21 protein-coding genes are annotated in these 25,733 nt (G+C 72.6%); 14 read left to right on the top strand and 7 right to left on the bottom strand.

Features of this window, described 5'->3' with window-relative positions:
* Positions 1 to 227: 227 nt before the first annotated feature.
* Genes ACWH4W_RS17255 through ACWH4W_RS17240 form a run of 4 tightly spaced genes read right to left on the bottom strand, consistent with a single transcriptional unit; the run spans position 228 to position 5,256 of the window.
* Positions 228 to 1,160, bottom strand: coding sequence for a S66 peptidase family protein (locus ACWH4W_RS17255; RefSeq protein WP_473076613.1), 933 nt, complete (start codon positions 1,158 to 1,160; stop codon positions 228 to 230).
* Positions 1,157 to 3,109 carry an LpqB family beta-propeller domain-containing protein gene (locus tag ACWH4W_RS17250; protein ID WP_473076612.1) on the bottom strand — a complete coding sequence of 651 codons (1,953 nt, stop codon included), beginning with the start codon at positions 3,107 to 3,109 and terminating at the stop codon, positions 1,157 to 1,159. Before ACWH4W_RS17250 ends, ACWH4W_RS17255 begins: the two co-directional genes overlap by 4 nt.
* A 16-nt stretch (positions 3,110 to 3,125) precedes the next feature.
* Positions 3,126 to 4,430, bottom strand: coding sequence for a M20/M25/M40 family metallo-hydrolase (locus tag ACWH4W_RS17245; protein ID WP_473076611.1), 1,305 nt, complete (start codon positions 4,428 to 4,430; stop codon positions 3,126 to 3,128).
* On the bottom strand, positions 4,423 to 5,256 hold the full coding sequence (locus tag ACWH4W_RS17240; RefSeq protein WP_473076610.1) for a M55 family metallopeptidase: 834 nt from the start codon (positions 5,254 to 5,256) through the stop codon (positions 4,423 to 4,425). The genes ACWH4W_RS17245 and ACWH4W_RS17240 overlap by 8 nt, the downstream gene beginning before the upstream one ends.
* Positions 5,257 to 5,430: 174 nt before the next feature.
* Between ACWH4W_RS17240 and ACWH4W_RS17235 the strand changes: the two genes are divergently transcribed.
* The gene (locus ACWH4W_RS17235; RefSeq protein ID WP_473076609.1) at positions 5,431 to 6,324 is read left to right on the top strand and encodes an SDR family oxidoreductase; all 894 of its coding nucleotides are present in this window, start codon (positions 5,431 to 5,433) and stop codon (positions 6,322 to 6,324) included.
* Positions 6,325 to 6,628: 304 nt separating this feature from the next.
* On the opposite strand, the gene ACWH4W_RS17230 is transcribed toward ACWH4W_RS17235, so the two are convergent.
* Together ACWH4W_RS17230 and ACWH4W_RS17225 are read right to left on the bottom strand one after the other, a co-directional pair.
* On the bottom strand, positions 6,629 to 9,061 hold the full coding sequence (locus ACWH4W_RS17230; RefSeq protein ID WP_473076608.1) for an MFS transporter: 2,433 nt from the start codon (positions 9,059 to 9,061) through the stop codon (positions 6,629 to 6,631).
* 165 nt (positions 9,062 to 9,226) lie between these two features.
* The gene (locus tag ACWH4W_RS17225; RefSeq protein ID WP_473076607.1) at positions 9,227 to 9,673 is read right to left on the bottom strand and encodes an SRPBCC family protein; all 447 of its coding nucleotides are present in this window, start codon (positions 9,671 to 9,673) and stop codon (positions 9,227 to 9,229) included.
* 158 nt (positions 9,674 to 9,831) lie between these two features.
* On the opposite strand from ACWH4W_RS17225, the gene ACWH4W_RS17220 reads away from it, so the two are divergent.
* The 4 genes from ACWH4W_RS17220 (at position 9,832) to ACWH4W_RS17205 (ending at position 13,561) form a co-directional block, all read left to right on the top strand.
* Complete coding sequence (locus tag ACWH4W_RS17220) at positions 9,832 to 10,869, top strand: Rv2578c family radical SAM protein (RefSeq protein ID WP_473076606.1); 1,038 nt, start codon at positions 9,832 to 9,834, stop codon at positions 10,867 to 10,869.
* A gap of 133 nt (positions 10,870 to 11,002) precedes the next feature.
* Entirely contained in the window at positions 11,003 to 12,586 is a 1,584-nt protein-coding gene (locus tag ACWH4W_RS17215) for an alpha/beta hydrolase (RefSeq protein WP_473076605.1), read from the top strand.
* Positions 12,587 to 12,638: 52 nt separating this feature from the next.
* A complete protein-coding gene (locus ACWH4W_RS17210) occupies positions 12,639 to 13,037 on the top strand; it encodes a RidA family protein (protein ID WP_473076604.1) in 399 nt (132 codons plus the stop codon).
* Positions 13,034 to 13,561: a GNAT family N-acetyltransferase gene (locus ACWH4W_RS17205; RefSeq protein WP_473076603.1), complete on the top strand. Its 528-nt coding sequence runs from the start codon at positions 13,034 to 13,036 to the stop codon at positions 13,559 to 13,561. The genes ACWH4W_RS17210 and ACWH4W_RS17205 overlap by 4 nt, the downstream gene beginning before the upstream one ends.
* 84 nt (positions 13,562 to 13,645) lie before the next feature.
* Here ACWH4W_RS17205 and ACWH4W_RS17200 read toward each other — a convergent pair whose 3' ends face one another.
* Positions 13,646 to 14,251: an adenylosuccinate lyase gene (locus ACWH4W_RS17200; protein ID WP_473076602.1), complete on the bottom strand. Its 606-nt coding sequence runs from the start codon at positions 14,249 to 14,251 to the stop codon at positions 13,646 to 13,648.
* Positions 14,252 to 14,630: 379 nt separating this feature from the next.
* Here ACWH4W_RS17200 and ACWH4W_RS17195 point away from each other — a divergent pair, with 379 nt between their 5' ends.
* From ACWH4W_RS17195 to pssA, 9 genes are all read left to right on the top strand, one after another.
* Entirely contained in the window at positions 14,631 to 16,436 is a 1,806-nt protein-coding gene (locus ACWH4W_RS17195; protein ID WP_473076601.1) for a 3-hydroxyacyl-CoA dehydrogenase family protein, read from the top strand.
* Positions 16,437 to 16,599: 163 nt separating this feature from the next.
* On the top strand, positions 16,600 to 17,415 hold the full coding sequence (locus ACWH4W_RS17190) for a TetR family transcriptional regulator (RefSeq protein ID WP_471588078.1): 816 nt from the start codon (positions 16,600 to 16,602) through the stop codon (positions 17,413 to 17,415).
* A 380-nt stretch (positions 17,416 to 17,795) separates the two neighbouring features.
* Positions 17,796 to 19,139 carry a crotonyl-CoA carboxylase/reductase gene (gene ccrA, locus ACWH4W_RS17185; protein ID WP_473076600.1) on the top strand — a complete coding sequence of 448 codons (1,344 nt, stop codon included), beginning with the start codon at positions 17,796 to 17,798 and terminating at the stop codon, positions 19,137 to 19,139.
* Between the two features lie 12 nt (positions 19,140 to 19,151).
* Positions 19,152 to 21,179, top strand: coding sequence for a protein meaA (locus tag ACWH4W_RS17180; protein WP_473076599.1), 2,028 nt, complete (start codon positions 19,152 to 19,154; stop codon positions 21,177 to 21,179).
* Positions 21,176 to 22,192 (top strand): HpcH/HpaI aldolase/citrate lyase family protein, encoded by a 1,017-nt coding sequence (locus tag ACWH4W_RS17175; RefSeq protein ID WP_473076598.1) that lies wholly within the window; start codon positions 21,176 to 21,178, stop codon positions 22,190 to 22,192. Before ACWH4W_RS17180 ends, ACWH4W_RS17175 begins: the two co-directional genes overlap by 4 nt.
* Positions 22,193 to 22,197: 5 nt before the next feature.
* Positions 22,198 to 22,743, top strand: a complete 546-nt coding sequence (locus ACWH4W_RS17170) for a MaoC family dehydratase (protein ID WP_473076597.1) — start codon at positions 22,198 to 22,200, stop codon at positions 22,741 to 22,743.
* A gap of 3 nt (positions 22,744 to 22,746) precedes the next feature.
* A complete protein-coding gene (locus tag ACWH4W_RS17165) occupies positions 22,747 to 23,961 on the top strand; it encodes an acyl-CoA dehydrogenase family protein (RefSeq protein ID WP_473076596.1) in 1,215 nt (404 codons plus the stop codon).
* A gap of 180 nt (positions 23,962 to 24,141) precedes the next feature.
* A complete protein-coding gene (locus ACWH4W_RS17160; protein WP_473076595.1) occupies positions 24,142 to 24,798 on the top strand; it encodes a phosphatidylserine decarboxylase in 657 nt (218 codons plus the stop codon).
* A gap of 58 nt (positions 24,799 to 24,856) precedes the next feature.
* Positions 24,857 to 25,639, top strand: coding sequence for a CDP-diacylglycerol--serine O-phosphatidyltransferase (pssA, locus tag ACWH4W_RS17155; RefSeq protein WP_473077527.1), 783 nt, complete (start codon positions 24,857 to 24,859; stop codon positions 25,637 to 25,639).
* The last annotated feature ends 94 nt before the right edge of the window (positions 25,640 to 25,733 follow it).

Here is a 25,733-nt window from a genome sequence, read left to right as displayed (position 1 = left end):
GGGACATCGGCCTCGTCGCCCGGCACGGGGTCACTTCGGCATGGCCTCGTGGCCGGCACGGGCCACCCCCACGCGCCCTCCGACCCGGCACGGGATCACCCCGACGCGTCCCTCGCCCGGCACGGGATCACCCCGACGCGTCCCTCGCCCGGCACGGGATCACCCCGATGCGTCCCTCGCCCGGCACGGGATCACCCCGACCCGCTCTCCCGGCTCCCCGTGCCCGCTCAGCTCAGCGCCGGTTCGTCCAGCGTCAGGGTGCCCGCGTCCGCGTCCAGTTCGGCCGCGACGCCGAACGGCAGCGTCAGCGCGTCGTCGCAGTGGCCGAACCCGAACTGCTCGGCGACCGGCACCCCGAGCCCGCCGAGCCGGTCGGCGAGCAGCACCCGCACCTCGGCGTACGGGCCGCACTCCGCCCAGGAGCCCAGCAGTATCCCGGCGACGCCGTCGAGCACCCCGGCACGCAGCAGTTGGGTGAGGCAGCGGTCGAGGCGGTAGGTCTCCTCCCCCACGTCCTCCAGGCACAGCAGTCCGCCGCGCGCACAGGCGCGGGTGTGCGGGGTGCCGATGTCGCCGGCGATCAGGGAGAGGCAGCCGCCGAGCGTCACCCCGCGGGCCCGTCCCGGCACCAGCGCGGTGCCGTCGGAGCGGATCGTGCGGACCGTCTCGGGGGCGAAGAGGGTGGCCCGCAGGTGTTCCTGGGCGCGGACGCTCTTGACGAAGTCGGCGCCCGCGGCCATCGGTCCGTGCAGGGTGACCAGGCCGAGCCGGACCGCGAACGCCTCGTGCAGCGTGGTGATGTCGCTGAACCCGACGAACGCCTTGGGCCCGGCGGCCCGCATCGCCTCCCAGTCGAGGGCGTCGACCATGCGCTGCGCCCCGTAGCCGCCGCGTGCGCAGATCACCGCGTCGACGGCCGGGTCGCACCAGGCGTTCTGCAGGTCGGCGGCGCGGTCGGCATCGGTGCCGGCGAGGTAGCCGAACTCTCCGTGCCGGTCGAGGACGTGGGGGGCGGCCACGGGGTCGAGACCCCAGCCGCGCAGCACGTCGAGCCCGGCCGCGAGCCGCTCCTCGGGGATGGGGCCGCTGGGGGCGACCACGGCCACCCGGGCCCCGGGGGCGAGGCGGGGCGGCCGCCGCAGCGGGGTGAGCGCGCTCACCGCTCCAGCTCCAGGAGCGGGACGCCGGGCACCTTCAGCCCGAACACCTGCGCGTACAGGGACAGTTCGGCCTCCAGGGCGCGCACCATGGTCTCCGCCCGGCGGAAGCCGTGGCCCTCGCCCTCGAAGGTGAGGTAGGCGTGCGGCACGCCCCGGCCGGCCAGCCGGTCGAGGAACCGCTCGCACTGCACGGGCGGGCAGATCACGTCGTCCAGCCCCTGGAGCAGCAGGAAGGGCACGCCGAGCCGGTCGGCGTGGGTGACGGGCGAGCGCTCCTCGTACCGCTCGGGCACCTCGGCGCGCGGGCCGATCAGGGTCTCCAGGTACTGCGACTCGAAGTCGTGGGTCTCCCCCGTGCCCCAGCCCGTGAGGTCGAGCACCGGGTAGATGATCGTGCCGCAGGCGTAGACGTCGGTGGTGGTGAGCGAGGCGGCGGTGGTCCAGCCGCCGGCGCTGCCACCGCGGACGGCGAGCCGGTTCCGGTCGGCGGTGCCCTCCTCGGCGAGGGCCAGTGCGACGGCGGCGCAGTCCTCGACGTCGACCACGCCCCACCGGCCGCGCAGCCGGTTGCGGTAGGCGCGGCCGTAGCCGGTGGAGCCGCCGTAGTTGACCTCGGCGACGCCGATGCCGCGCGAGGTGAAGTAGGCGATCTCCAGGTCGAGCACCAGCGGCACCCGGCCGGTGGGGCCGCCGTGCGCCCAGATCACGTAGGGGGGCAGCTCGTCGGCGGGGCCGGCGCAGTCCGGGTTGCGCGGCGGGTAGACCTGGGCGTGGATCTCCCGGCCGTCGGGGCCGGTGAAGGTGCGGACCTCGGGCTGGGGGTAGTAGGCGGGGTCCACGGCGTCGCGGTGGGCGGCGCCGACCACGCGGGCCCGGCCGGTGCGGGTGTCCAGCTCCACCACCTCGTGGGAGCTGCACGGTCCGGCGCCGACGGCGACGACCCGCTCGCCGAGCGCGGCGAGGGTGGGGCCGAACTCGCTCCACGGGCCGACGGCGTCGACCACCTCGCAGGTCTCCGGATCGAGCACGCCGAGCCGCTGGGCGCCCTTGCCGTGCAGGACGGCGATCAGCCCGCCGTCCAGCGGGGCGAACCAGCGCAGGCCCAGCTTCCACAGCGGTCCGCCGAACTCCTCCGGGCGCGGGCAGACCGGCTCCCCGTCCCGGTAGAGGTTCCACCAGCCGGTGCGGTCGCTCGCGTACAGCAGGCGGTTGTCGTGGGTCCAGTCGGCCTGGGCGACGGACTCCTCGGGCCCGCCGGCCGCGGTGCGGGCGCCGGTGAGGGTGCCGTCGGCGCGGACGTCGGCGACGATCAGCTCGGTGCCGTCCCACGGCATGCGGGGGTGGTCCCAGCCGATCCAGGCCGCGCGCGTCCCGTCGGGCGACAGCCTGGGCCCGGTGACGAAGCGGTGCCGCTCCCCGGTCAGCTCCCGCACCGCGCCCCGGTCCTCGGCGGCGGACCCGTCGAGCGGCACGGCGGCGAGCACCCGGCGCACGTCGCTCGGGCCGTCGCCGGTGAACTCCTCCAGGACGCACCACACCTCGCCGCGCTCCGGCAGCACGGTGGGCTCGGCCCAGCGCAGTCCCGGCCCGACCGGCGACACCGGGGTGAGCGGGCGCGGTTCGCCGCCCGGCTCCCAGCGGTAGAGGCGCTGGTCGGGGAAGTGCGCGAACACCACGACCGGGACGCCGTCACGCACGGCGCCCGCCCAGGGGCGGCCGCCGTACTCGATGACACGGCTGCGCACGTTCCACGGGGCGGGCAGGACGGACTCCTCGGTGCCGTCCGCGTGCCGCCGCACCAGGGTGCGCCGGCCCGCCTCGGCGGGCCGGGGCTCGGTCCACCACACCTCGTCCCCGACGAAGTCCGCGAACTCGGGGCTGCCGTCGTGGGCCGCGGCCGTCGCCGCGTCGACCGGCGAGGGCCACTCGCCGTACGCCAGGGTCTGCACTGTCTTCCCCACTCGCTCAGGCCGACCGCAGGAACCGGTCGAGCACCTGGACACCGAACCGCAGCGCCTCGACCGGGACGCGCTCGTCCACCCCGTGGAAGAGGGCCTGGTAGTCGAAGCCCTCGGGCAGCTTCAGCGGCGCGAAGCCGTAGCCGGTGATGCCGAGGCGGGCGAACTGCTTGGCGTCCGTGCCACCGGACATGCAGTACGGCACCGTGTACGCCTCGGGCGCGAACGCCCGGACGGCCTCCCGCATGCGGGCGAACGTCGGCGAGTCCACCGGCGCCTGGAGGGCGATCTCGTGGTGGACGAACTCCCAGTCGACGTCCGGGCCGGTGAGCCGGTCCATGGTGGCCCGGAACTCCTCCTCGGTGTCCGGCAGGAACCGCCCGTCGACGTGCGCGACGGCCTCGCCCGGGATTACGTTGACCTTGTAGCCCGCGTCGAGCATGGTCGGGTTGCTGCTGTTGCGGACGGTGGCCTCGACGAGCTTGGCCGCCCCGCCGAGCTTGTCCAGCACGGCGTCCACGTCGGACAGGTCGGTGTCGATGCCGTACACGGCGGCGATCTCGGTCAGCGCGGCGCGCACCGTCGGGGTGAGCCGCAGCGGCCACTCGTGCTCGCCGATGCGGGTGAGGGCGGCGGCGAGGCGGGTGACCGCGTTCTCCCGGTTGACCTTGGAGCCGTGTCCGGCCCGGCCGCGGGCGGTGAGCCGCATCCAGCCGGTGCCGCGCTCGCCGGCCCCGATCGGGTAGAACTGCCGGCCCTGGCCGTCGTGGAAGGTGTACGCGCCGGACTCGCTGACGCCCTCGGTGCAGCCCTCGAAGAGGTGCGGGTGCCGGTCGGCGAGGAATCCCGCGCCGTCCGCGGCGCTGGCCTCCTCGTCGGCGGTGAAGGCGATGACGACGTCCCGGCGGGGCCGCACGCCCTCGCGCGCCCAGGACCGCACCACGGACAGGATCATCGCGTCCATGTTCTTCATGTCGACGGCGCCGCGTCCCCAGACCACGCCGTCGCGGATCTCCCCGGAGAAGGGGTGCACGCTCCAGTCGGCGGGCTCGGCCGGGACGACGTCCAGGTGGCCGTGGAGCAGCAGCGCGTCGGCCGACGGGTCGGTGCCCTCCAGCCGCGCCACGACGTTGGTCCGGCCCGGGGTGCGCTCCAGCAGGACCGGCTCCAGGCCGGCCTCGGCGAGCCGCGCCGCCGCGTACTCGGCGGCGGGGCGTTCCTGGCAGTCGCCCCCGCCCCGGTTCGTCGTGTCGATCCTGATGAGGTCGGACGTGAAGGTCACGACCTCGTCCAGGGCGAGCTGGTCAGCCATACTGCTCCTCCACCGCGGCCGAGGCGATCGTGGTGACCGCCTTGAAGGTGCGGATCGCGTCGTACATGGTCTCGTTGGTGTAGATCACCTTGCGCTCGCCGCTGCGGGTCACGCCCGGCACGACGGTGACGGAGGTGGCCAGGTGTTCGGCGTCGAACTCCACCGCCACGGTGAAGGGCCCGCCCCGGACCGGCTCCCGGCGCACCGCCAGCGCGGCCGCCTCCTTGGCCGCCGCGTGGATGTCGGCCGCCGTCCGGGAAGGGGTGCGGCACACGGCGGCGTACCGCGAGACGTGGTCCTTCACGGCGACCTTCAGCGCCTCGGGCGCGTAGCCGAGGGCGTCCTCGCAGGCCACGTCGTCGCCGGTGACGAGGATCACCGGGACGCCGTACTCGGCGGCCACGTGCGCGTTGAGCAGGCCCTCGCTGGCCCGGACGTCGTTGAGCCAGACGCCGGTGACGGAGTTGGCGAGGAAGGTGTGCGCGAGGACGCCCTCCATGCCGGCCCCCGCGTGGTAGCCGACGAAGGCGATGCCGTCGACGTCGCCGCGCTGCACGCCCTCGACCATGGACAACGCCTTGTGCCGGCCGGTGAGCATCTCGGCGCGCTCGTCGAGCCGCTCCAGCAGCAGGTTGCGCATGGTCCAGTGGGCCTCGTTGATCAGCACCTCGTCGGCGCCTCCGTCGAAGAAGCCCCGCACGGCGGCGTCCACGTCCGAGGTGAACATCGACCGGCACCGCTCCCACTGGGGCGTCCCCGGCAGGACGTCGGCCGGCCAGGTGACACCGGTGGCGCCCTCCATGTCGGCGCTGATGAGGATCTTCATGCGGCACACGCTACGTCGTCCCGCACCGGTCCGGCCACCCTGTGGATAACTCCCACCGGTCCAGACCACTGACGCCTCATACGGTCCGGGGACCGCGCCTTCGACCTGCGCGGATGCCCGGCCGGTCCTACCGTGAACGGGACGAACGCCCGCCACGGAGCACAGGAGCGTCGCATGCACGGCACCCGGAACCCGCTGGACGGAAGGACCGCCGTCGTCACCGGAGCGGCGCGCGGCCTGGGCGCGGCACTGGCCCGGGAGCTGTCCGCCCGCGGCATGAAGGTGGCGCTGCTCGGGCGGGAGGAGCGGACGCTGCGGCAGGTGCGGGACCGGCTGCCCGGCGAGGCCGGCTGCTGGGAGGTCGACGTCACGGACGACCAGGGGCTGGCGGAGACCGGCGCGGAGATCCGGGCGCGCCTCGGGCCGCCGTCCGTGGTGGTCGCCAACGCGGGGGTGGCCGAGGGCGGGCCGTTCCCCGAGTCCGACCCGGCCGTGTGGCGCCGGGTGATCGAGGTGAACCTGGTCGGCAGCGCGGCCACCGCCCGCACGTTCATCGGCGACCTGACCGCCACCGGCGGCTACTTCCTCCAGGTGGCCTCGCTGGCGTCGATCGGCGCGGCGCCGATGATGAGCGCGTACTGCGCGTCCAAGGCGGGCGTCGAGTCGTTCGCGCTCTCCCTGCGGGCGGAGATGGCGCACCGTCACGTGGGCGTGGGCATCGCCTACATCAACTGGACGGACACCGACATGATCCGCGGCGTGGACGAGCACGCGGTGCTGCGCGAGCTGCGCGGCCACATGCCGCCGCCGGCGCGGAAGGTGTACCCGGTGGAGCACGTGGCGCGGCGGCTGGCGGACGCGGTGCGGCGGCGCCGCCCGTCGGTGTACGTGCCCGGCTGGCTGCGCGCGACCCAGCTGGTGCGGGCGGCGATGCCGCCGGTGGTGACGGCGCTGTCCCGGCGCGAACTGCCGCGGCTGGCCGCCGCCGAGCCGTTCGAGGCGACGGGCCTGCTGGGCGCGGGCGGCCTCGCGGACCAGGCCGCCACCCGAAGCCGCCGGACGTCCTGACCGGCACGCTCCCCGGACGGCCCGCGGTCGGCGCCCGTCCCCTCCGCGCTCCTCAACGACGTGTGCGCACACCACGGTCGACCGCTGCCACGCAAATACGGGCCGCATTGTGGCCGGATCCGACGCGGAACACGCTGCCGGACCCCGCTCGGCGCACGGTGGTCGTCCGTGACGGACCGTGCCGCTGGAGTCGTCCGCCGTCGCACCGAGGGGGACGCGGCGGACGCCGCGGCCGGGGGACGACGAGGATGGACCGGAGCCGTGGAGGGGGACGGCTCCGGTCCACCGGTACGGTGCGGAACGCTCAGTCCTCGTGCCCCAGTTGCAGGTCGCGTTCCGTGCGGCCCCCGCCGGCCACCTGGAGCACGGTCGCGACCGGCGGGTAGCCGGCGGCGATGACCGTGTACTCGCCGGAGGACAGGTCGACGAAGCGGAAGGTGCCGTCGGGTCCGGTGGTGAGGGTGTCCACGACGTTGCCCGCCGCGTCCAGCAGCGTGACCCGCGCGTCCTCCACCGGCCGTCCGCCGCCCGCCCGTACGGTGCCGCGGAGCACCGCGCCGCCCGCCAGCTCGACGTCCTGCCGGGTCTCGCGGGCGGCCTGCACGGTGACGGGAAGTGCCGCCGGGCGGAAGGCGGGGGCGCTGGCGGCGAGGGTGTACTCCCCCGCGACCAGCTCGGTGATGACGTAGCCGCCCTCGCGGCCGCTGCGGGTGCCGGCGACGACTTCGCCGTGCACGTTGGTGAGGGTGACGGCGGCGTCGCGCACGGGGGTGCCGTCGGCGGTGAGGACGCTGCCCGCGAGCCGGCCCGCGCCGCCGAGGACGACGTCGAGCTCGACGGGCCGCTCGCCGACGGTCACGGAGACCGCCTGCGGCTGGTGACCGCCCGCGGCGGCGATCAGCACGTACGAGCCGGGTCCCGGGGTGGCCAGCGCGTACCGGCCGTCGGCGCCGCTCGCGCCGCGTCCGGTCTGCCGCCCCTGGACGTCGATGAGGGTGAGCGCCGCGTGGGGCACGGGGGTGCCGTCGGGGTGCTGGACGGTGCCGCAGACGGGGACGCCGCCGCTCTGCGCGCTGCGCGCCTGCGGCACGCGCGCCTCGAACCGCGGTGCTTCCTGGGCCGGGTCGGCGGTGGGGGCGTGGTGGGACACCAGTGGTTTCTCCTTGAGGAAGAAGGCGATGAGCAGGCCGAGGACGAGCACCGGCACGAGGTAGAGGAAGATGCGCGGCATGGCGTCCGCGTAGGCCTGGACGTAGGCGTCGCGCAGCTCGGGCGGCAGGGCGTGCACGAGCTCGGGGGTGACCGACTCGGCGTCGGCGGGCGCGCCGGCCGCGCCGGCGGGGAGCCGCTCGGCGAGCGCGTCGGTGAGCCGGCCGGCGAACAGGGTGCCGAAGACGGCGGCGCCGACGCTGCCGCCGATCTGCCGGAAGTAGTTGTTGGCGCTGGTGGCGGTGCCGAGGTCCGCGGGGCGGACGGAGTTCTGCACGGCGAGGACGAGGACCGGCATCACCATGCCGATGCCGGCGCCGAGGACGAACATCCAGACGCTGTAGTGCAGCCGGGGGGTGTCGGTCTCCAGGCGGGACAGCAGCCACATGCCGGCGACGGACAGGGCGGAGCCGACGATGGGGTGGCCGCGGTAACGACCGGAGCGGCTGATCATGTGCCCGGAGACGACGGAGGCGCCGACGATGCCGCCCATCATGGGCAGCATCAGCAGACCCGACTCGGTCGCCGAGGCCCCGTCGACCATCTGGAGGTAGGTCGGCAGATAGCTGGCGGCGCCGAACAGGGCGACGCCGACGACCAGGCCCACCAGGCCGGTGACGTTGAAGACGGAGTCGCGGAACAGCCGCAGCGGGATGAGGGGTTCGGCGGCGAAGCGCTCGACGGCCAGGAAGGCGGCGGTGGCCGCGACCGCGCCGGCGGCGAGGCCGAGCACGACGCGGGAGTCCCAGGCGTACTCGGTGCCGCCCCAGCTGGTCAGCAGCACCAGGCAGGTGGAGGCGGCGGTCAGCAGCAGGGCGCCGAGCACGTCGAAGCGGCGCCGTCCGGCCGGCTTCGGCAGTTTCAGCACCAGGGCGACGACCGCCATGGTGACGAGGCCGAACGGCACGTTGACGTAGAAGCACCAGCGCCAGGACAGGTGGTCGGTGAAGTAGCCGCCGAGCAGCGGGCCGGCGACCGACGCGAGTCCGAAGGCGGCGCCGATCAGCCCCATGAAGCGGCCGCGCTGCCGGGCGGGCACGATGTCCGCGATGATCGCCTGGACGCCGATCATCAGACCGCCCGCGCCGACGCCCTGCACCGCGCGGTAGGCGATGAGCTGGTCCATCGTCGTGGCGCGGCCGGCCAGCGCGGAGCCGACGACGAAGACGAGGATGGCGAACTGGAAGACGCCCTTGCGACCGAGCTGGTCGCCGAGCTTGCCGTACACCGGCAGTCCGACGGTGGCCGTGAGCAGGTAGGCGGTGATCGCCCAGGACATCTTGTCCAGGCCGTGCAGCTCGCCGACGATCTTCGGCAGGGCGGTGGCGACGATCATCTGCTCGAGCGCGGCGAGCAGCAGCGCCAGCATGAGCGCGAGGAAGACGAGCCGGACCCGGGCGGGGCTCAGGGCCGGCCCGCTCTCCGGGGCCGGGGACGGCGGGTCCCCGGCCGGCGGCACGGGGGGCGGCGGCCCCCCGGCCGATGGAGCCGTGACCGGCCCGTCCTGCGTCAGAGTGATCCCGCCCACGTGCCGCTCCCCTCGTCGCACCGCCGGCCAATTCCCGCGTAAAAGCGACAACTACGAGCAAGCACAACGAGTTACGGCACAGAGTCGATCCGTCGAGAGATCACCCGAACCGGTGACGGAAGCGCCAACTCCATTTCGTGTGAACGGAGTTGGCGGCGATCGGACCTACCGCGCCTCGACCTCGCCGGCCAGCCGGGCCAGCACGGCGTCGTAGATGCGGGCGAGGCCCTTGGGGGCGAAGGTGCGCTCGAAGAAGCCGCCCACGCCGCCCGCACCGTCCCACACGGTGGTCACGACGACCCGGGCGCGGCCCTCGCCGGCCGGGGTGACCCGCCAGGTGGTGACCATGGAGGAGTTGCGGTCCTTCTCGACCAGCTCGCCGTCGGTGGGCTCGGTGACCTCCAGGAGGCAGTCGCGCACCCGCTTGCTGGTGGCCTGGAGCTTCCAGTGCACGAGGGTGCCCTCGCCGTCGCCGCCCTCGCGGACCTCGTACTCGCTGAACTGCTCGGGCAGCAGCTTGGCGCGGGTGCCGCTGTAGTCGGCGAGGGCGTCGAACACCGTGTCCGCGTCCGCCGCGACGATCCGCTCCGTAGTGGACTCGACCTGCGCCATCGCATTCCTCCAGGGCTCGGTTCTCCAAGGTCGGGGCAAGCCAACCACCCCCGCGCCCGGCCGCCCAAATCGGGGTTCCGGAAGTGACCGAAGATGTCGTTCGCACGATCAAGGGAACATGTGTTCTATTCTGTGCGCAGCGACCCCGAGGAGGCGCCATGCGCTGGGAGAACCTCTCACCGGACTCCGAACACAGCCGTGCCGACAGCGCGCTGTTCGGCGCGGAGGCGGTCACGACCCGCACCTTCGACACACCCGAGTTCCGCGGGATCACCTTCCACGAGGTCCGGGCCCGCTCCGTCGTCAACCGGGTGCCGGGCGCCTCCCGCATGCCGTTCGAATGGACGGTGAACCCCTACCGGGGCTGCTCGCACGCGTGCGTGTACTGCTTCGCCCGCAAGACCCACAGCTACCTCGGCCTCGACACCGGGCTCGGCTTCGACAGCCAGATCGTGGTCAAGGTGAACGCGCCCGAGCTGCTGCGCCACCGGCTGGCGTCCCCCTCCTGGCGCGGCGAGCACATAGCCATGGGCACCGACGTCGACTGCTACCAGCGGGCGGAGGGCCGGTACCGGCTGATGCCGGGGATCATCGAGGCGCTGCGCGACCACGCCAACCCCTTCTCCCTCCTGACCAAGGGCACGCTGGTCCTGCGCGACCTGCCCCTGCTGCGGCAGGCCGCCGAGGTGACCGACGTCGGCGTCTCGGTGTCGGTCGGTTTCACCGACGAGGAGCTGTGGCGCACGGTCGAGCCCGGCACCCCGGCTCCCGAGCGGCGACTGGACGTGGTGCGCGCCTTCCGGGACGCCGGCATCGGCTGCGGAGTGCTGATGGCGCCGGTCGTCCCGTTCCTGAGCGACCGGCCGGAGCAGCTCCGGGCGACCGTGCGGGCCGTCGCGGCGTCGGGCGCCGCCTCGGTCACGCCGCTGGTGCTGCACCTGCGGCCCGGCGCCCGCGAGTGGTTCATGTCCTGGCTGGCCCGGCACCATCCGCACCTGGTCGCCCGCTACGAACGGCTGTACGCGGAGGGCGCCTACGCGCCCCGGTGGTACCAGCGCCGGATCACGCGTCAGGTGCACGACCTGGCCCGCGAGTACGGCATCGGCCCGGCCGGCGCGGGCGCCCCCCGCCGCGTCCCGGCCCCGGCGCCGGAGGAACCGGAGCCGGAGCCGCCGGCCCAGCTGACGCTGCTCTGAGGGCATCCGGGCGCATCCGGCGGCCCGATCGGGTCAACAACCGGCGGAACACGTTCAGCTGGGGCGCCGCACCGGGACGATGCCGCGTGAACCGTGAGCCCCGCGGTCCGCGACACCTCGTCCTGGGAGAACCATGAAGAAACGCGCAGCCGTGCTGTGCGGCGCCGCCGCCGTCGTCGCCTCGGGCCTCACGGCCGTGCCCGCCGAGGCCGGCGCCCCGCACGCCCCGGAGACGTTCCGCGCCACCGCGCCCGCCTGGAAGAAGTGCGCCACCGACGACCACCCGACGCTGCAGTGCGCGTCCGTCGAGGTGCCGCTGGACCACGCCGAACCCTCCGGGCGCACCATCACGCTGGCGCTGTCGCGCGTCCCGCACACGGCGAGGAAGTACCAGGGCCCGCTGCTGGTGAACCCGGGCGGCCCGGGCGGCAGCGGACTGACGCTCGCCGGGTTCGTGGCCGCATCGCTGCCGAAGAAGGTCGCCGCCGAGTACGACGTCATCGGGTTCGACCCGCGCGGGGTGGGCGACAGCCGCCCCGCGCTGGACTGCGTGCCGGGCCACTTCGACGCCGTGCGCCCCGACCCGGTGCCCGCCTCGCCCGAGGTGGAGCGGGCCAACCTGGACCGCGCGAAGTCCTTCGCCGAGGCCTGCGGCCGCAAGTACGGGGACCTGCTGCCGCACATGACCACCACCGCCGCCGCGCGCGACCTGGACGTGATCCGGCGGGCGCTGGGCGCGGAGCGGATCAACTACTTCGGCTACTCCTACGGCACCTACCTCGGCACCGTGTACGCCAAGCTGTACCCGCAGCGGGTGCGGCGGCTGGTGCTGGACTCCGTGGTCGACCCCACCGGCGTCTGGTACGACTCCAACCTGGACCAGAACCAGGCGTTCAACGCCCGCCACCGCGCCTTCATGGACTGGGTGGCCAAGCACGACACGACGTACCGCCTGGGCACGGACGCGGAGCGGATCGAGGCCGCCTGGTACGCGATGCGGTCCGCGCTGAAGGAGGACCCGGCCGGCGGGAAGGTCGGCCCGGCCGAGCTGGAGGACACCTTCGTCCCGGGCGGCTACTACAACGGCTACTGGCCCTACCTCGCCGAGGCCTTCGCCGCCTACGTCAACGACGCGGACCCGCAGCCGCTGGCCGAGGCGTACGAGAACTTCGGCGCGACCGACGTCGCCGGGGACAACGGCTACAGCGTCTACACGGCGGTCGAGTGCCGGGACGCCGCCTGGCCCCGGGACTGGGCGCAGTGGCGCAAGGACAACTGGGAGATGTACGAGCGGGCGCCGTTCCTGTCCTGGAACAACGCCTGGTACAACGCGCCGTGCGCGTTCTGGCCGGTCGAGTCGGCGCGGCCGGAGCGGATCAACACCACCGGCCAGGTGCCGCCCGCGCTGCTGTTCCAGGCCACGGACGACGCGGCCACCCCGTACCAGGGCGCCGTCACCGTGCACCGCCGGCTGGAGCGCTCGAGCCTGGTGGTCGAGTCGGGCGGCGGCAACCACGGGGTCACACTGAGCGGGAACGCCTGCCTGGACCGGCACCTGGCGGCCTATCTCGCCGACGGCACGGTGCCGCGCGGCAGCCACGGGGACGCCGACGCGGTGTGCGCGGCCCTGCCCGACCCGAAGCCGCTGACGTCGAAGGCGACCCCCGGCACGGCCCGCGGCTCGGTCCTCCACGGCCTCCTCGGCTCCCGCGTCTGACCCGGGGAAATCCGGGGGCGGGCGCGCGGCACGGTGGGCCATGATGACCCGCATGACCCACCTGACCCGCATACCCGCCCCCGGCGGAGTGGCCCCCGCGGCCCAGTACACGCACGTGGTGACGGGCGCCGGCCGCCTGGTCGCCGTCTCCGGCCAGCTCGCCCTGGACGAGGACGGCGGACTCGTCGGCGAGGGCGACGCCGAGGCGCAGGCCCGCCAGGTCTTCGAGAACCTGCGGCGGTGTCTCGCGGCGGCCGGTGCGAGTTTCGACGACGTCGTGAAGCTCACCTACTTCGTCACGGACATGGCGCACATGCCGGCCGTCCGCACGGCCCGCGCCGCCCACCTCCCCGACGACCGCCTCCCGGCGGCCTCCGCCGTCCAAGTCGCCGCCCTGGTCCGCCCGGAGTTCCTGCTGGAGGTCGAGGCTCTCGCGGTGGTCCCGGAATGACCGGCACGCGCATCCGCCCGATGACCGCCGACGACTGCGCGGCGGTCGCCGGTATGCGGGTCCGCGGGTGGCGGTACGCGTACCGGGGGACGATCCCGCAGGAGTACCTGGACGGGATGGACCTCGCGACGGAGGCCGAGCGGCAGCGGGCGCGGCTGGCGGCCGGGGACGGCAGCGTGGTCGATCTGGTCGCCGAGGCGGCGGACGGCACGCTCGCCGGGTGGGCCGCGTACGGCCCGTACCGGGACGGCGACGTGCGCACCGGGGACGGCGAGCTGTACGCGCTGTACCTGCCGCCCGAGCGCATCGGACAGGGGGTGGGGCGCGCCCTGCTGACCGAGGTGACCGGCCGGTGCGCGGCGGCCGGCCGGCCGCGGGTGTTCCTGTGGGTGCTCGAGGGGAACGCCCGTGCCCGCCGCTTCTACGAGGCCGCGGGCTACCGGGCGGACGGTGCGGAGGAGCCCTTCGAGGTGGCCGGGGTCACGGTGCCCGAGGTGCGGTACGTGCGGCGCCTCACCGGCTGACCCGCGCCGTTCCCGGCGTGTGCCGGGTCTCGTGTGATCTGTCTGGCGCCGGGGTCCGGCAGCGAAGTGACGGCCCGTCACCCGCTACCGCTGTCCGGGGATCCGTCCGCGCGCACCCCCCTGGCGCGGGATGCGGGCCAGGGCGCGCACCGCCGCCTCCGCCAGCACCGGATGGGCGAGGGCCTCGTTCAGCACGGACTCCGCGCGGGGGTCGCCGAGTTCGCCCAGTCCCTCCACGCAGGCGAGCGCGACCTTGCGGTAGGGGTCGTGCGGGCGCAGCCGGCGGCGGAGGGTGGTGATCAGGGCCGGGACCGCCTCGGGGGCGCGCAGTTCGGTGAGCAGGCGGACCGGGTGCAGGGCGTAGGCCACGCGGAGTTCGTTGGTGGCGAGGGCGGCGGCGGCGCGGGCGGTGCGCGGGTCGCCGAGGCGGGCCAGGGCGTGCGCGGCGGCGGCGCAGCGCGGCGGGTCGCGGTGGTTGAGCAGGAGCACCAGCGTCTCGAACGCCCGCCGGTCGCCCGCCGTGCCCAGCCGGAACGCGGCCAGTTCACGTGCCCACAGCGGCTGTCCGGGGGCGGTGAGGACACCGGCCAGGAGGTCGTGGTCGTCCGTGGCGGCCAGCCGCTCGTACGCCGCCGTTCCGCCGGACTCCGCCCGTAAGCGCTCCGTGAGCGTTCGCACCTCTTCGTCCATGCGACGAGGTTAGGACGGTCACACCGGGCGCGGGAGCCACCTCACAATTCCGGGGGCTGGCGCGCTCGTTACCCGCGGGTTAAGCTCAGACGAGCGAGTTACCCACTCGCACCCTCCTCACGGCGGTCTGGTGACGCGGCCGCCGATGGGGGCACCTCCCACGCCCTTCGGGCAGTGGGGGAGGCAGTCGGTTCGGTGCCCCGTGTACCGCAGTACGGCTCGGCCCCGGGACAGGGCCGGCCGGATCCGCCGCCGTTTCCCCGGCGGTCCGGGCGTGTGCGCTCGCAGCCCGGTCCACACCCGCACGCACGCACCCGGTGCGCCCTCCGGCGCACCAGGGCGCCGCTTCCGTCGTCACCCTCATTCCTGGAGTCCCGCGATGGCCACTCCCCTGTCCCACACCCCCTTGTCCCCGCTGCGGACCGTCGCCGTGGTCGGTCTCGGCACGATGGGCACCGGCATCGCCGAGGTCCTGGCCGCCGCCGGCCGCGACGTGATCGGCATCGACGTCAGCGAGGCCCAGGCGGCGAAGTGCGTCGCCGCCCTGGAGGCCTCCACCGCCCGCGCCGTCGAGCGCGGCCGGCTGACCGGGCGGCAGCGCGAGGAGCTCCTCGCCCGGGTCACCACCGGCACCGACCTCTCGGCCGCGGCGCCCGCCGACCTGGTGGTCGAGGTCGCCCCGGAGTCGTACGAGATCAAGCAGCAGATCTTCCGGGAGCTGGACGGCGTCGTGCGGCCGGACACCGTCCTGGCCACCGGCACCAACGCGCTGTCCGTGACCCGGCTCGCCGCCGACTCCGCCCGCCCGGAGCGCGTGCTGGGCATGCACTTCTTCAACCCGGCGCCCGCGATGAGGCTGGTGGAGGTCGTCTCCAGCGTGCTGACCGCGCCCGCCGCCGTCACCGCCGTCACCGACCTCGCCCTGGACCTGGGCAAGGAGCCGGTGGCGGTCGGCGACCGGCCCGGGTTCGTCGCCGATGGCCTGCTGTTCGGCTACCTCAACCAGGCGGCCGCGATGTACGAGGCCAGGTACGCCTCCCGCGAGGACATCGACGCCGCGATGCGGCTGGGCTGCGGCCTGCCGATGGGCCCGCTGGCGCTGCTGGACCTGATCGGCATCGACACCGCCCGCACGGTCCTGGACGCCATGTACGCCGCCTCCCGCGACCGGCTGCACGCCCCCGCGCCGATCCTCAAGCAGCTCAGTGAGGCGGGCCTGACCGGCCGCAAGGCGGGTCGCGGCTTCTACACGTACGGGGCGCCCGGCAGCGGCACGGTGGTGGACGACGCCCTCACCCCGCGTGCGGACGGCCCCTCGGTCTCCGGCCGTCCGGTGCGCTCGGTGGGCGTGGCCGGCTCGGGCACGATGGCGTCCGGGATCGCCGAGGTCTTCGCCAAGGCGGGCTTCGAGGTGGTCCTGGCCGCCCGCAGCGAGGAGAAGGCGCGGGCGGCGAAGGCCCGCGTCGGGAAGTCGCTGTCCCGGTCGGTCGGCAAGGGCCGGATGACCGCCGAGGCCGCCGCGAGCACCCTGGACCTGATCCGTCCGACGGGCGCCTACGACGACTTCGCCGACGTCGACCTCGCGGTCGAGGCGGTCGCCGAGGACCTGGAGGCCAAGCGGCAGCTGTTCGCCACGCTGGACAAGGTGTGCAAGCCGGGCGCGGTGCTCGCCACCACCACGTCCTCCCTGCCGGTCGTCGCCTGCGCCCGCGCCACCTCGCGCCCGCAGGACGTGATCGGCATGCACTTCTTCAACCCGGCGCCGGCCATGAAGCTGGTCGAGGTGGTGCGCACGGTGCTCACCGCCGACGACGTCCACGCCACCGTGCGCGAGGTCTGCGGGACGATCCGCAAGCACGCCGTGGACTGCGGCGACCGGGCCGGGTTCATCGTCAACGCGCTGCTGTTCCCGTACCTGAACAACGCGGTCAAGATGGTGCAGGAGCACTACGCCACCCTGGACGACATCGACGCCGCGATGAAGCTGGGCGGCGGTTACCCGATGGGCCCGTTCGAGCTGCTGGACGTCGTCGGGCTGGACGTGTCCCTGGCCATCGAGAAGGTGCTGCACCGCGAGTTCCGCGACCCGGGTCTGGCCCCGGCGCCCCTGCTGGAGCACCTGGTGGCCGCGGGCTGCCTCGGCCGCAAGACCGGCCGCGGTTTCCGCGAGTATGCCAAGCGCTGAGCGGTATCCCGGCGGGCCGTTCCAGGGCGGCGCCGAGTGGGGCGGGCTGCTGGACCCCGGCCGGTTCCCGCCGCCCGCCCGCGGTGCCCCTCCCCCGCCCCCCGGGGGCGGGGGAAGCCCCGGTCACGCGCACCGTGCCGCGCGCATGCAGTACGTTCAGGGCATGTCCCAGCCCGCCAAGTCCGTACGTACGCCAGCCACGACCGAGCCGCCGGAGTCCACCGCCGGCTCGCGTGCCGCCGCCCAGCGGCTGAAAATGCGCCGGGAGCTCGCGGCCGCCGCGATGGAGCTGTTCGCGACCAAGGGGTACGAGGCGACCACCGTCGACGAGATCGCGGCCGCCGCCGGGGTGGCCCGCCGCACGTTCTTCCGCCACTTCCGCTCCAAGGAAGAGGCGATCTTCCCGGACCACGACGACACCCTGGTGCGCGCCGAGGCGGTGCTCAACGCCGCTCCCGCGCACGAGCACCCGCTCGACACGGTGTGCCGGGGCATCAAGGAGGTCATGAAGATGTACGCGGCGCGGCCGGACATCTCGGTCGCCCGCTACAAGCTGACCCGCGAGGTGCCCACCCTGCGCGAGGCGGAGATCGCCTCGGTGGCCCGCTACGAGCGGCTGTTCACCCGCTATCTGCTGGGCCACTTCGACGAGCACGCGCACGACGACGACGCCAATGACGACCCGCTGCTGGCGGAGGTCGCCGCGTCCGCGGTGGTCACGGCGCACAACCACGTGCTGCGGCGCTGGCTGCGGGCGGGCGGCCAGGGCGACGTGGAGGCGCAGCTCGACCACGCCTTCGCGATCGTGCGGAGGACCTTCGGCACGGGGATCATGGCGGGCCGGCGCACCGCCGCCCCGTCGCGGCCCCCGGCGGCCACGTCCTCCGCGCAGGGCGAGGTGCTGGTGACGGTGGCCCGCACCGACGCCCCGCTGGAAGAGGTCATGCAGGCCATCGAACAGGCGCTCAAGGAGCGCTGAACCGCCCCTCACCGCTGTGATGACGGCCACCCCTCGGGGTGGCCGTTTTGCCATGTCAGGGGCGCTTTTCACCTGTGTTTCCGAGGCACTTCGATCGATCATCGCTCATCTGAGGCGTAAAGATTTCACCTGAGAGCAATTTCTGGCACGCAGTGCCTTGCCGACTGACACGGCGTGCCATACGTTGAAGGGGTCCGGGCGAGTCCCGGCGGGTCCACCACCCGCACGTCCGGACGCCTGCGTCACCAGGCACCCTCCCGCGCCACCACGCGCTGCCGAAGCACCACCCGCCGAACCGACGGCACCCCTCACCCCCAGCAGCACCCCGACGTAACCCTCAGCGCCCCTCCCTCAGGGCGCCCGTCGCCGGAGGCAACACCGTGACCGTCAAGGACATCCTGGCCGCGATCCAGTCGCCCGACTCCACGCCGGAGGACTTCGCCGCCCTGCCGCTCCCCGAGTCGTACCGCGGCGTCACCGTGCACAAGGACGAGACGGAGATGTTCGCGGGCCTCGCCACCCGCGACAAGGACCCCCGCAAGTCGCTCCACCTGGACGACGTGCCGCTGCCCGAACTGGGCCCCGGCGAGGCCCTGGTCGCCGTGATGGCCTCCTCGGTCAACTACAACTCGGTGTGGACCTCGATCTTCGAGCCGCTGTCCACCTTCGGGTTCCTCGAGCGCTACGGCCGCACCAGCGAACTGGCCAGGCGCCACGACCTGCCGTACCACGTCATCGGCTCCGACCTCGCGGGCGTCGTGCTGCGCACCGGCCCCGGCGTCAACTCCTGGAAGCCCGGCGACGAGGTCGTCGCCCACTGCCTGTCCGTCGAACTGGAGTCGTCCGACGGCCACAACGACACGATGCTCGACCCCGAGCAGCGGATCTGGGGCTTCGAGACCAACTTCGGCGGACTCGCCGAGATCGCACTGGTGAAGTCCAACCAGCTCATGCCCAAGCCGGACCACCTCACCTGGGAGGAGGCCGCCGCCCCCGGCCTGGTCAACTCCACCGCCTACCGGCAGCTCGTCTCCCGCAACGGCGCCGGCATGAAGCAGGGCGACAACGTCCTCATCTGGGGCGCCAGCGGCGGACTCGGCTCCTACGCCACCCAGTTCGCGCTGGCCGGCGGCGCCAACCCGATCTGCGTCGTCTCCAGCGAGCAGAAGGCGGAGATCTGCCGCGCCATGGGCGCGGAGGCGATCATCGACCGCACCGCCGAGGGCTACAGGTTCTGGAAGGACGAGCACACCCAGGACCCCAAGGAGTGGAAGCGCTTCGGCAAGCGCATCCGCGAGCTCACCGGCGGCGAGGACATCGACATCGTCTTCGAGCACCCCGGCCGCGAGACCTTCGGCGCCTCGGTCTACGTCACCCGCAAGGGCGGCACCATCACCACGTGCGCCTCCACCTCGGGCTACATGCACCAGTACGACAACCGCTACCTGTGGATGTCGCTGAAGCGCATCATCGGCTCGCACTTCGCCAACTACCGCGAGGCCTGGGAGGCCAACCGGCTCATCGCGAAGGGCAGGATCCACCCGACCCTGTCCAAGGTGTACTCCCTGGAGGACACCGGTCAGGCCGCCTACGACGTGCACCGCAACCTCCACCAGGGCAAGGTCGGCGTGCTCTGCCTCGCGCCCGAGGAGGGCCTCGGCGTGCGCGACCACGAGAAGCGGGCCCGCCACATCGGCGCCATCAACCGCTTCCGGAACGTCTGAGGCAGGCCGGACATGACAGAGCGCCAGAAGGACCGTCCGTGGCTCATGCGGACGTACGCCGGCCACTCGACCGCCGAGGCGTCCAACGAGCTGTACCGGCGCAACCTCGCCAAGGGCCAGACGGGGCTGTCGGTCGCCTTCGACCTGCCGACCCAGACCGGCTACGACCCCGACCACGTCCTCGCCCGCGGTGAGGTCGGCCGGGTCGGGGTGCCCGTCGCGCACCTCGGCGACATGCGCCGGCTGTTCCAGGACATCCCCCTGGAGCAGATGAACACCTCGATGACGATCAACGCCACCGCCATGTGGCTGCTGGCGCTCTACCAGGTCGTCGCCGAGGAGCAGGGCGCGGACATCACCAGGCTCCAGGGCACGACCCAGAACGACATCGTCAAGGAGTACCTGTCCCGCGGGACGCACGTCTTCCCGCCCGGTCCGTCGCTCCGCCTGACGACCGACATGATCGCGTACACGGTCTCCCACCTCCCGAAGTGGAACCCGATCAACATCTGCAGCTACCACCTGCAGGAGGCCGGGGCCACACCGGTGCAGGAGATCGCGTACGCGATGTCCACCGCGATCGCCGTGCTCGACGCGGTGCGCGACAGCGGCCAGGTGCCGCAGGAGCGCATGGGCGACGTGGTCGGCCGTATCTCCTTCTTCGTGAACGCGGGCGTCCGCTTCGTCGAGGAGATGTGCAAGATGCGCGCCTTCGGCCGCATCTGGGACACCCTCACCCGCGAGCGGTACGGCATCGAGAACCCCAAGCACCGCCGCTTCCGCTACGGCGTCCAGGTCAACTCCCTCGGGCTGACCGAGGCGCAGCCGGAGAACAACGTCCAGCGGATCGTGCTGGAGATGCTGGCCGTCACCCTCTCCAAGGACGCCCGCGCCCGTGCGGTGCAGCTGCCCGCCTGGAACGAGGCGCTGGGCCTGCCCCGCCCCTGGGACCAGCAGTGGTCGCTGCGCATCCAGCAGGTCCTCGCCTACGAGAGCGACCTGCTGGAGTACGACGACCTCTTCGAGGGCTCGAAGGTCGTCGAGGCCAAGGTCGAGGAGCTGGTCGCCGAGGCGACCGCGGAGATCGGGCGGATCCAGGAGATGGGCGGCGCGATGGCCGCCGTGGAGTCCGGCTACCTCAAGTCCCAGCTGGTCTCCTCGCACGCCGCGCGCCGGGCCCGGATCGAGTCCGGCGAGGAGAAGATCATCGGGGTCAACGTCTTCGAGTCCACCGAACCCAACCCGCTCACCGCCGACCTGGACACCGCCATCCAGACCGTCGACCCCGCGGTCGAGGCCCGGGTGATCGCCTCGCTGCGGAACTGGCGCGACACCCGCTACCAGCCCCCCTTCAACCACCCGCGCCCCTGCAAGGCGCTGGAGCGGCTGAAGGAGGCCGCGCGCGGCACCGAGAACCTGATGGAGGCCACCCTGGAGTGCGCCCGGGCCGGCGTCACCACCGGCGAGTGGGCCGGCGCGCTGCGCGAGGTGTTCGGCGAGTTCCGGGCGCCGACCGGGGTGTCGTCCGCCCCCGTGGCGGTCGCCGCCGAGGAGGGCTCCGCCCTGTCGGAGGTCCGCCGGAAGGTGGAACTGACGGCCGGGGACCTGGGCGTGGGCAAGCTGCGCTTCCTGGTCGGCAAGCCCGGCCTGGACGGTCACTCCAACGGCGCCGAGCAGATCGCCGTGCGGGCCCGCGACGCCGGGTTCGAGGTGGTCTACCAGGGCATCCGGCTCACCCCGGAGCAGATCGTGGACGCCGCGCTGGCGGAGGACGTGCACGCGGTGGGCCTGTCGATCCTCTCCGGATCGCACGCCCGACTGGTGCCGGACGTGCTCGAACGGCTCCGTGTGGCCGGCGCCACGGACATTCCCGTGATCGCCGGTGGCATCATCCCCAGCGGTGACGCCGAACAGCTGCGGGCCGCGGGAGTCGCCGCGGTCTTCACCCCGAAGGACTTCGACATCACCGGGATCATCGGCCGCATCGTCGACGAGATCCGCACCGCGAACAAGCTCGACCCCCTGGAGGTCCCCGCATGACCGCCCGCCCGTCGTCCGCCACCGCCCTTCCCACGGGCGGCTCCGCCGCACAGCCCTCCGTCGATCGCCTTCGCCCCCGGCGTTCCTGCCTGGCGGTACCGGGCTCGAACCCGCGCTTCCTGGAGAAGGCCCAGGGCCTCCCCGCCGACCAGGTCTTCCTGGACCTCGAGGACGCCTGCGCACCGCTCGCCAAGCCTGAGGCGCGGCACACCATCGTGAAGTTCCTCAACGAGGGCGACTGGGCCGGCAAGACCCGCGTCGTGCGCGTCAACGACTGGACGACCGAGTGGACGTACCGGGACGTCGTGACGGTCGTCGAGGGCGCGGGCCCGAACCTCGACTGCATCATGCTGCCGAAGGTGCAGGACGCCCAGCAGGTCGTCGCGCTCGACCTGCTGCTGACGCAGATCGAGAAGACGATGGGCTTCGAGGTCGGCCGCATCGGCATCGAGGCGCAGATCGAGAACGCGCGGGGGCTGAACAACGTCAACGAGATCGCCCAGGCCTCCCCGCGGATCGAGACCATCATCTTCGGCCCGGCCGACTTCATGGCGTCCATCAACATGAAGTCGCTGGTGGTCGGCGAGCAGCCGCCCGGCTACCCGGCGGACGCCTACCACTACATCCTGATGAAGATCCTGATGGCCGCCCGCGCCAACGATCTCCAGGCGATCGACGGCCCCTACCTGCAGATCCGCAACGTCGACGGCTTCCGCGAGGTGGCCGGCCGCGCCGCCGCCCTCGGCTTCGACGGCAAGTGGGTGCTGCACCCCGGTCAGGTCGACGCCGCCAACGAGGTCTTCTCGCCCTCGCAGGAGGACTACGACCACGCCGAGCTGATCCTGGACGCCTACGACTACTACACGTCCGAGGCGGGCGGCAAGAAGGGCTCCGCGATGCTCGGCGACGAGATGATCGACGAGGCCAGCCGCAAGATGGCCCTGGTCATCGCGGGCAAGGGCCGCGCCGCCGGGATGCGGCGCACGTCGACGTTCGAGATCCCGGAGGCCTGACCGACATGCAGTTCGGACGCACCTACGAGGAGTTCGAGGTCGGGGCGACGTACAAGCACTGGCCGGGCAAGACGGTCACCGAGTACGACGACCACCTGTTCTGTCTCCTCACCATGAACCACCACCCGCTCCACATGGACGCCAACTATGCGGAGAAGACGACGGACTTCGGCAAGAACGTCGTCGTCGGGAACTACGTCTACTCGCTGCTGCTGGGCATGAGCGTGCCGGACGTCTCCGGCAAGGCGATCGCCAACCTGGAGATCGAGTCGCTCAAGCACGTGGCGCCGACCTTCCACGGCGACACGGTCTACGGCGAGACGACCGTGCTCGACAAGTGGCCGTCGAAGTCGAAGAACGACCGCGGGATCGTGTACGTCGAGACCAGGGGCTACAAGCAGGACGGGACGCTGGTCTGCGTGTTCCGCCGCAAGGTGATGGTGCCGACCGAGACGTACACCAAGGAGCGCGGCTGGGGGCCCCTCCCAGGCCATTCAGGCCCTGGGGGAGAGCAGCCCGGCCGTCCCGAGCTGAACGAACAGGGGAAGTGAGCGATGGCCCGTCTCGCCCAGACCGCCGGTCTGACCGACGTCCAGCAGGAGATCCTCTCCACCGTCCGGGACTTCGTGGACAAGGAGATCATCCCGGTCGCCACCGAACTGGAGCACCGTGACGAGTACCCGCAGCAGATCGTCGACGGGCTCAGGGAACTGGGCCTGTTCGGCCTGATGATCCCCGAGGAGTACGGCGGCCTGGGCGAGTCCCTCCTCACGTACGCGCTGTGCGTGGAGGAGATCGCCCGCGGCTGGATGTCGGTGTCCGGCATCATCAACACGCACTTCATCGTGGCGTACATGCTGAAGCAGCACGGCACGCGGGAGCAGAAGGAGCACTTCCTTCCGCGGATGGCGGCCGGCGACGTCCGCGGCGCCTTCTCGATGTCGGAGCCGGGCCTCGGCTCCGACGTGTCGGCCATCACCTCCAAGGCGGTGCAGGACGGCGACGAGTACGTCCTCAACGGCCAGAAGATGTGGCTGACGAACGGCGGAACGTCCTCCCTGGTGGCCGTTCTGGTGCGAAGTGACGAAGGACACTCCCCTGAAGAGGCAGCCGCCAAGCCGCACAGGTCGATGACCACCTTCCTGGTGGAGAAGGAGCCGGGCTTCGGCGAGGTCCGTCCGGGCCTGACCATCCCCGGCAAGATCGACAAGATGGGCTACAAGGGCGTCGACACGACCGAGCTCATCATGGACGACCTGCGCGTTCCCGCCGATCGGGTGCTCGGCGGCGTCACCGGCCGAGGTTTTTACCAGATGATGGACGGCGTCGAGGTCGGCCGGGTGAACGTCGCGGCGCGTGGCTGCGGCGTCGCGCAGCGTGCCTTCGAGCTGGGCGTCCGGTACGCCCAGCAGCGTCACACTTTCGGCAAGCCGATCGCCCAGCACCAGGCCGTCCAGTTCAAGCTGGCGGAGATGGCTACCAAAGTGGAGGCCGCGCATGCCATGATGGTCAACGCAGCACGCAAAAAGGACTCCGGGGAACGAAACGACCTTGAGGCGGGGATGGCGAAGTACCTCGCTTCCGAGTACTGCAAGGAGGTCGTGGAGGACGCCTTCCGGATCCACGGCGGCTACGGCTTCTCCAAGGAGTACGAGATCGAGCGCCTCTACCGGGAGGCCCCGATGCTGCTGATCGGTGAGGGCACCGCCGAGATCCAGAAAATGATCATCGGCCGCCGACTGCTCGAAGAGTATCGATTCCAGGGTTGACAGGGGTCAGATGTCCGGATACGGGGTGTTTTCTTGAGGAAGAGGATCACACCCCGTATACGCTCTTCGGCCGCCGACTTGGTTGCCTGGCTTACCCAGTTGCGGCCCGGAGCCGCTACGATCGCCGGAAAGCCGCCGTCCCCCGCAGTTGCGCGGCATCATCCGCTACGAAGGTCATCCATGCCCCACAGCCAAACCTCTGCACACCGCGACAGCCTCGCCGGCGTACGCCTCGCGCGCGGAGCCTCGCCGTGGCTTCTGCCGACCGTCGCCACCGCAGCCGTGAGCCTGCTGCGCGCCCGCCGCTCGGGGGCCGCCAAGGCCGTCGCCGTCCCCGCCACCGCGCTCGCGGCGGGGATGCTGTGGTTCTTCCGCGACCCCGAGCGCGAGGTCGCCCAGGGCCGCGTCATCTCCCCGGCCGACGGTGTGGTGCAGAGCATCATGCCCTGGAAGGACGGACGCACCCGCGTCGCGATCTTCATGAGCCCGCTCAACGTCCACGTGAACCGCGCCCCCCTGGCCGGCACCGTGACGTCGGTCGAGCACATCCCCGGTGGCTTCGTTCCCGCCTTCAACAAGGAGAGCGAGAACAACGAGCGCGTGGTGTGGCACTTCGACACCGAGCTCGGCGACATCGAGATGATCCAGATCGCCGGCGCGGTGGCCCGCCGCATCGTCCCCTACGTGCCCCAGGGCACCAAGGTCGAGCAGGGCGAGCGCATCGGCCTCATCCGCTTCGGCTCGCGTGTCGACATCTACCTGCCCGAGGGCGTCGAGGTCGATGTCGAGGTGGGCCAGAAGACCGTGGCTGGGGTGACTCGCATTGACCGTGGTTGATCCAGAGACCCAGGCGGGCTGGGTGCCGAAGACCGACGACGCGGACGACGACGAGGAGATGCCTCTGTCGCTGCGGCTGTCGATAGCCGACACCCTCACGCTGGGCAACGCCACGTGCGGCTTCATGGCGGTGTACTTCACCACCACCGGCATCCTGATCCCGCACCTCACGGGCAGCCAGGAGACCGGCATGGCCCGCCACAGCGCGGCCACCGCGGTCATCCTGATGCTGTGCGCGGCGGTCTTCGACCTGTTCGACGGCCTGGTGGCGCGCAAGCTGCGCTCCTCGCCGATGGGCGCCGAGCTGGACAACCTCTCGGACCTGATCAGCTTCGGCCTCGCGCCGGCGTACTTCGTCCTCGTCTACGGCATGGTCGCGGACGACGCGCACCAGAGAGTGGCCGCGGTCGGGGCGATCGTGGTGCTGCTGGCGGTGGTGCTGAGACTGGCGCGGTTCTCCTGCGTCACGGTGAAGGACGGCACCTTCCAGGGCATGCCGTCCCCCTTCGGGGCGCTGACGGTCGTGTCGATCGTGCTCCTCGAGCTGCCGTTCGTGGCGACGCTGCTGGCGATCATCGGCACGGCCTGGCTGATGGTGAGCCGCGTCGAGTACCCGAAGCCGCGGGGGCGCCTCGCCGTGGCGATGCTGTCGTGGATCGTGCTGTCGATGGGGCTGCTGGCGGCATGGGCCTTCGACGCGCCGAGCGGGCAGCTGCTGCTGCAGACCGGGTGTGCTCTGCAGCTGGTGATGGGGGCGGTGATTCCGCTGTTCGCGACGGCGCGGCGGGTGAACAACTTCCGCGACAACCGTCGCGAGGCGAGGGCGGCGCAGTTGCCGTAGCGCCGGCGCGCGGGCTTCAAGGGGCCCTGGACCCACGGTGTGGGTCCAGGGCCCCTTCGCCTTTTCCGCCTGGCCGCCCACTCGGCTCGGGTGT

The sequence above is a fragment of the Streptomyces sp. DSM 120436 genome (assembly GCF_055778765.1).
Note: the sequence above shows the minus strand (reverse complement) of the source record. Positions and strands in the feature narration are given on the sequence as shown.